We start from the raw sequence: 6,438 nt of genomic DNA on the forward strand, positions 1-6,438 counted from the left end.
TTAAATTTTATGCAGCCGCTCGCTTCTTACCAACAATTGATTGCCGACTATTTTGAATCGCTTGCCGTCATCAAAGAACCTCGCAATTTATACGAACCTATTCAATACATTTTATCTCTTGGCGGAAAACGCATGCGCCCCGTACTCACCTTGATGGCTACGGATGTGTTTGATGGCGATTGTAAAAAAGCGTTGGCAGCCGCTACTGCGGTTGAGGTTTTTCACAATTTTTCATTGGTACACGATGATATTATGGACGATGCTCCGCTGCGTCGTGGGAATGAAACGGTACATGAAAAATGGAATATCAATACGGGTATTCTCTCTGGGGATGCCATGCTGATTTTAGCGTACCAACATTTTGAAGAATACGAACCTGAGGTTTTTCGTGAGTTGGCTAAATTATTCAGCAAAACAGCCATTGAAGTCTGTGAAGGACAGCAATACGATGTCGATTTTGAAACCCGTGATGATGTGACGTTGGATGCGTATTTGAAAATGATTGAATACAAAACCGCTGTACTCGTTGGGGCTGCTTTGAAAATGGGGGCGATCGTGGCGGGAACTTCTGCCGAAAATGCCAATTTGATTTATGATTTTGGTCGAAATTTAGGCATCGCGTTTCAATTGCAAGACGATTATTTGGATGCTTTTGGGGATCCCGCCACCTTCGGAAAACAAGTTGGAGGTGACATTATAGAAAATAAAAAAACCTATCTCTATTTGAAAGCGCTGGAGTTTGCTTCGCCCAGCGAACGCGAGCAATTGGCGCATCTTTTTTCGATTCAACCCGCAGATAATACGGATAAAATCCATTCGGTGAAGGAATTGTTTGTAAGTACCGGGGCTGCTGCGGCTACGCAAGAGGCTATTAAAAACTTCACGTTCAAATCTTTTGAAACACTGGCGCTAATGGATATCCACGAAGACAAGAAAGCCATGTTGCGCGCTTTTGGGGAAAAATTGATGAATCGAAACGTATAATTCATGACCTTTCAAGCTCCTGCCACTACCGACCAATTGCTGCATGAAGCAGAATCCATTCAACTCTACGGGAAGTTGCTGGAGCAAATCAATAAAGATTTTAATTTGGCCAACGAACCCGTCGATTTTCATCCCTCAACGTCGCCAGAGGAGCTAAAAATTCAATTGCACGAAAAAATCTATCGACTTCTTCAACAACGCTATGCCGAACTTCTTAATCTGTTGTACATCATTGATGTTCCCGAGGATAACCTCAAGCAACTCGATGGTGCCGACACCGCCGTATTGGCCGAACAAATTGCGTATTTGGTTTTACGTCGCGAATGGATGAAAGTGTGGTTTCGGGCGCATTACTAAAAAAACGCCCGTACAAAGGGCATAAAGGCATCTCCATACACACCTTGATCGGCACGAAATAGCACATTGTACCGAAATCCGATAGTCACTCCATCCACACGGTACCCAGCTCCCAAGAACAAACCCGTGTTCCAGAAGTTGTCGGATAGGTTGTTGAAATCGGACTTTAAATTGACCCGTAATTGTTCCAGTTCTAAAGAAATTTGCACCTCTTCAATGGGGTTCGCTAAGCCAATCCAAGTGACGCCATACATTTGTGAAGAAAAGTTATTTCTCTCCCGCAAACTACTATACTGAAGTCCGACACCCGTTGCTAAATAATTGTTAAAGTTATACAAGGCAGTCGGAGCCACCGAAAAATTCGAAAATCCACTTCCAATCGCCAATCCAAATCCACCGCCAAACTGCACCTTATCCCAGAATTTAGAGGGCGTTTTATCCTGTGCAAAAACTGAAACGGTTAGCGTTAAAAACAGCAGTATTTGTAAAGGTTTTGTTAAAAATTTAGCAACTTTATTTCGCATGTTTTGGTATATATTTATATAGCGACATAAATGTAGTAAAAACATTGAAAGATTGTTATAAATGTCATACTTTTGCCCTAATTTTTCACACAACAAGTCTACATACCCAACTATAGCATGGATCGGTTTTCCTTTTTAAATGCAGCACACACGCAATTTTTTGCAGATTTATACGAACAATACCTCGTTAGTCCCGATAGCGTAGAGCCCAGTTGGCGCGCTTTTTTCCAAGGATTTGACTTTGCCTTGGAGCATTACAGCGATACGGATAATGCAGGAGAACAATTGGTCGTTTATGGCAACAGTGATGCTGGAACTGCAGCAACCTCTGAGAAGTTGCAAAAAGAGTTTAATGTCTTAAAACTTATCGATGCCTATCGTACCCGCGGCCACTTGTTTACCGAGACCAATCCGGTGCGGGAACGCCGCGTTTATAGTCCCAATCTAGACATCGAGAATTTTGGTTTATCCACATCTGATTTAGATACCGTTTTTGATGCCGCCCGCGCTTTGGGTCACCAACCCACCACTTTAAAAGCGATTTTGGCGCATTTAAAAAATGTGTACTGTCAACACATCGGTATTGAGTATATGTACATGCGTACACCCGAAGTGATTCAGTGGATTCAAGACCGTCTCAATATTAACGATAATCTACCCAATTTTAAGGCAGAGGAGAAAAAGCACATCTTGGGTAAACTGAACGAAGCCGTAGCTTTTGAAAACTTTTTACACACCAAATATGTTGGACAAAAACGATTCTCACTAGAAGGGGGAGAAAGTTTGATTCCCGGTTTGGATGCTGTCATTGATGCCGCCGCCGAAAAAGGCGTGGAGCAGTTTGTTATGGGGATGGCTCACCGCGGTCGTTTGAACGTGTTGGCCAATATTTTTGGGAAACCCACTCAGGACATTTTCTCTGAATTTGACGGAAAAGATTACGATAAAGAATATTTCGATGGCGATGTAAAATACCATTTGGGCTTGACCGCTGAGCGCAAAACCAAATCGGGCAAAAAAATCAACATCAATTTGGCACCCAATCCGTCGCACCTTGAAACCGTAGGGGCCGTGATTGAAGGAATTACCCGTGCCAAACAAGATAAATATTATGCCGACGATTTCTCTAAAGTATTACCCATCGCCGTACATGGTGATGCTGCGGTAGCCGGTCAAGGAATCGTGTATGAAATTGTACAAATGTCGCAACTCGACGGGTACAAAACAGGAGGAACCATTCACATTGTAATCAACAACCAAGTAGGTTTTACTACCAATTATTTGGATGCCCGTTCGTCGACCTATTGTACCGATGTGGCCAAAGTAACGTTGTCTCCCGTATTACACGTGAACGCGGATGATACCGAAGCCGTGGTGCATGCTATGTTGTTTGCACTCGATTTCCGTATGCAATTCAAGCGCGACGTGTTCATCGATTTGTTGGGCTACCGTAAATACGGACACAATGAAGGGGACGAACCGCGATTTACGCAACCCGTGTTGTATAAAATTATCGCCCGTCACAAAAATCCCCGTGACATTTATGCCGAGAAATTAATTACCCAAGGGATTGTCGATGCGGCGTATTTGACCAAAATTGAAAATGACTACAAAGCGAAGTTGGATGAAAACCTCCAAGCCTCGCGCAAAAAAGATAAAACCATCATCACGCCGTTCATGCAAGACGAATGGAAAGGCTTCGTACAAGTCTCCGATGATGAAATGTTGAAGCGTGTTGACACCAAATTTGACCGCAAGAAATTGGATCAAATTATCGAAACGGTTTCTACCTTGCCCTCTGATAAAAAGTTCATTAGCAAAATCCAAAAAATTGTTTCCGATCGTAAAACCATGTACGATAACAATACCTTGGATTGGGGAACGGCCGAAACCTTGGCCTACGGAACCTTATTGCTAGAAGGTTATGATGTGCGTATTTCGGGTCAGGATGTCGAGCGCGGCACCTTCTCGCACCGTCATGCCGTCGTGAAGGTGGAAGACAGCGAAGAAGAAGTTGTTTTGTTAGACACCTTGAAAGGGAAAAAGGGGAAATTCAATATTTTCAATTCCTTCCTTTCCGAATACGGTGTTTTAGGATTTGACTACGGGTATGCCTTAGCCAATCCCAATGCCTTGACCATTTGGGAAGCGCAGTTCGGAGATTTCTCCAACGGGGCCCAAATCATGATTGACCAATACATTTCTTGTGGCGAAGACAAATGGAACAACCAAAACGGTATCGTACTTTTGTTGCCCCACGGTTATGAAGGACAAGGGGCCGAACACTCGTCAGCACGTATGGAGCGCTACTTACAATTGTGCGCGCGCCACAACATGTATGTTGCCGATTGTACCACGCCGGCCAACTTCTTCCACTTGTTGCGTCGTCAAATGAAAACGAAATTCCGCAAACCGTTGGTGGTATTCTCCCCCAAGAGTTTGTTGCGTCATCCGTTGTGTGTTTCCACCGTTGATGAATTGGCAAAAGGGCATTTCCAAGAAACGATTGACGATAACACCGTGGATAAGAAAAACGTAAAAACCGTTGTATTCTGTACCGGTAAGTTCTATTACGACATCTTGGCCGAACGCGAAAACTTAGGACGTAATGATGTGGCTTTGGTTCGTATCGAACAGTTGTTCCCACTACCTGTTGACCAATTGAAAGAAATCATCGCTTCTTATCCGAATGCCGATGATTACGTTTGGGCTCAGGAAGAACCAAAAAACATGGGAGCTTACGGCTATATGTTGATGAATTTTGATATAGTACCTTGGCGCTTGGCTTCCTTGAAAGCCTATGCCGCACCAGCAGCCGGTAGTCACACCCGTGACCGTCGTCGTCACGCCGATGCGATCCGCATGGTATTTGATAAAAATTTATTCCGTTCCTAATTTTTTTAGGAGCTATTCCCGCACTCCGCAGTATCTTCCCACCTTACAGGATGGCAAGGATACTTGCTTCGGTCGGGGCTAGGGCAACCTGCAAACAATAACGTTCCCTTAAAGAACAACACATACAAGACAAAACTTTTAAACTAAAGGATTATGATTTTAGAAATGAAAGTGCCTTCTCCGGGCGAATCGATTAAAGAAGTGGAAATCGCTACCTGGTTAGTCCAAGACGGTGATTATGTTGAGAAAGATCAAGCGATCGCTGAGGTAGACTCGGACAAAGCCACTTTGGAATTACCGGCTGAGGCCAGTGGAATTATCACATTAAAAGCATCAGAAGGGGATGCAGTTGCCGTTGGCGCTGTGGTTTGCCTTATTGATACTGCTGCTGCAAAACCGGCAGGTGGCGCTCCCGCAGCAGCTCCTGCCAAAGAAGAAGCAAAACCAGTGGCTGAAGCACCCAAAGCAGCTCCTGCACCGGCTCCAGCTCCCGCACCGGCTGCAACCTATGCCGCACAAACGCCTTCGCCAGCGGCGCGTAAAATTTTAGAAGAAAAAAACATCCAACCTTCCGATATCGTGGGTACTGGTAAAGACGGACGCATCACCAAAGAAGATGCCATCAATGCGGTACCTTCTATGGGAACACCAACGGGGGGTAACCGCGGTTCAGAACGTACTAAATTATCGATGTTGCGTCGTAAAGTAGCCGAACGTTTAGTGTCTGCCAAAAACGAAACCGCTATGTTGACGACGTTCAACGAAGTGGATATGACCAATATCTATGCGTTGCGCGATCAATATAAAGATGAATTCAAAAACAAACATGGTTTAGGATTAGGCTTTATGTCGTTCTTTACCAAAGCGGTAACCCGTGCCTTGCAATTATATCCCGATGTGAACTCGATGATCGACGGACAAGAGAAAGTTTCTTTTGATTTCTGTGACATCTCTGTGGCTGTTTCCGGACCCAAAGGCTTAATGGTTCCCGTGGTTCGTAATGCCGAAACCTTATCCTTCCGTGGAGTAGAAGCTGAAATCAAACGTTTGGCCATTCGTGCTCGTGACGGTCAAATCACCGTTGATGAAATGACGGGAGGAACGTTTACTATTTCCAATGGTGGGGTTTTCGGAAGTATGTTGAGTACCCCAATTATCAATCCACCGCAATCGGGTATTTTAGGAATGCACAACGTAGTGGAACGTCCTATCGTGCGCAACGGTCAAATCGTGATTGCACCCGTAATGTACGTAGCCTTATCCTATGACCACCGTATTATCGACGGTCGTGAGTCGGTTGGATTCTTGGTGGCCGTTAAAGAAGCTTTAGAAAATCCAGTAGAGATTTTGATGAATAATAACCCTAAGAAGGCTTTAGAGCTGTAGGGTTTCTACCGTCCTCGGATGAGGCGCCTCTATATGTAAAAATCCCAAACCCAAAAGGTTTGGGATTTTTTTTTGGTGTTGATTCTTTGGGGAAAGCAACTTACAGGCAACGGCAATTTATCGCAGAGAATTTCTTTTCTTTGCAGCTGCGTGAGCGATAGGAGCAAGTATCCTGCCGGACAAAAGGAAGGCAGATACTGCGGATAGCGCGACCCCGCCCCGTGGATTGATAAGAAAAAAATAGTCAATGGCGGGGACACGCCCAAACCAACAGAATGATGCAAAAAAGCAA

At 44.5% G+C, this 6,438-nt stretch carries 6 protein-coding genes; 4 read left to right on the forward strand and 2 right to left on the reverse strand.

Going from position 1 to position 6,438, the window contains the following annotated elements:
* Nucleotides 1-9 precede the first annotated feature (9 nt).
* Nucleotides 10-984, forward strand: a complete 975-nt coding sequence (locus tag ABWO12_RS07825) for a polyprenyl synthetase family protein (protein ID WP_073360783.1) — start codon at nt 10-12, stop codon at nt 982-984.
* Nucleotides 985-987: 3 nt separating this feature from the next.
* Complete coding sequence (locus ABWO12_RS07830; protein ID WP_353088194.1) at nt 988-1,341, forward strand: hypothetical protein; 354 nt, start codon at nt 988-990, stop codon at nt 1,339-1,341.
* Here the strand turns inward: ABWO12_RS07830 and ABWO12_RS07835 are convergent.
* On the reverse strand, nt 1,338-1,865 hold the full coding sequence (locus tag ABWO12_RS07835) for a hypothetical protein (RefSeq protein WP_353088195.1): 528 nt from the start codon (nt 1,863-1,865) through the stop codon (nt 1,338-1,340). The genes ABWO12_RS07830 and ABWO12_RS07835 overlap by 4 nt on opposite strands.
* 117 nt (nt 1,866-1,982) lie before the next feature.
* Here ABWO12_RS07835 and ABWO12_RS07840 point away from each other — a divergent pair, with 117 nt between their 5' ends.
* Together ABWO12_RS07840 and odhB are read left to right on the forward strand one after the other, a co-directional pair.
* Nucleotides 1,983-4,760: a 2-oxoglutarate dehydrogenase E1 component gene (locus ABWO12_RS07840; protein WP_353088197.1), complete on the forward strand. Its 2,778-nt coding sequence runs from the start codon at nt 1,983-1,985 to the stop codon at nt 4,758-4,760.
* 153 nt (nt 4,761-4,913) lie between these two features.
* A complete protein-coding gene (gene odhB, locus ABWO12_RS07845; protein WP_353088198.1) occupies nt 4,914-6,146 on the forward strand; it encodes a 2-oxoglutarate dehydrogenase complex dihydrolipoyllysine-residue succinyltransferase in 1,233 nt (410 codons plus the stop codon).
* 29 nt (nt 6,147-6,175) lie between these two features.
* On the opposite strand, the gene ABWO12_RS07850 is transcribed toward odhB, so the two are convergent.
* A partial coding sequence (locus tag ABWO12_RS07850) for a hypothetical protein (protein ID WP_353088200.1) occupies nt 6,176-6,438 on the reverse strand: 263 nt, incomplete at its 5' end.

Origin of the sequence: Flavobacterium sp. (genome assembly GCF_040379285.1) — a bacterium.
GTDB lineage: Bacteria > Bacteroidota > Bacteroidia > Flavobacteriales > Flavobacteriaceae > Flavobacterium.

Coding starts and splice junctions, on each gene's coding strand:
- ABWO12_RS07825 (WP_073360783.1), top strand. CDS start 10: ATGCAGCCGCTCGCTTCTTACCAACAATTGATTGCCGACTATTTTGAA.
- ABWO12_RS07830 (WP_353088194.1), top strand. CDS start 988: ATGACCTTTCAAGCTCCTGCCACTACCGACCAATTGCTGCATGAAGCA.
- ABWO12_RS07835 (WP_353088195.1), bottom strand. CDS start 1,865: ATGCGAAATAAAGTTGCTAAATTTTTAACAAAACCTTTACAAATACTG.
- ABWO12_RS07840 (WP_353088197.1), top strand. CDS start 1,983: ATGGATCGGTTTTCCTTTTTAAATGCAGCACACACGCAATTTTTTGCA.
- odhB (WP_353088198.1), top strand. CDS start 4,914: ATGATTTTAGAAATGAAAGTGCCTTCTCCGGGCGAATCGATTAAAGAA.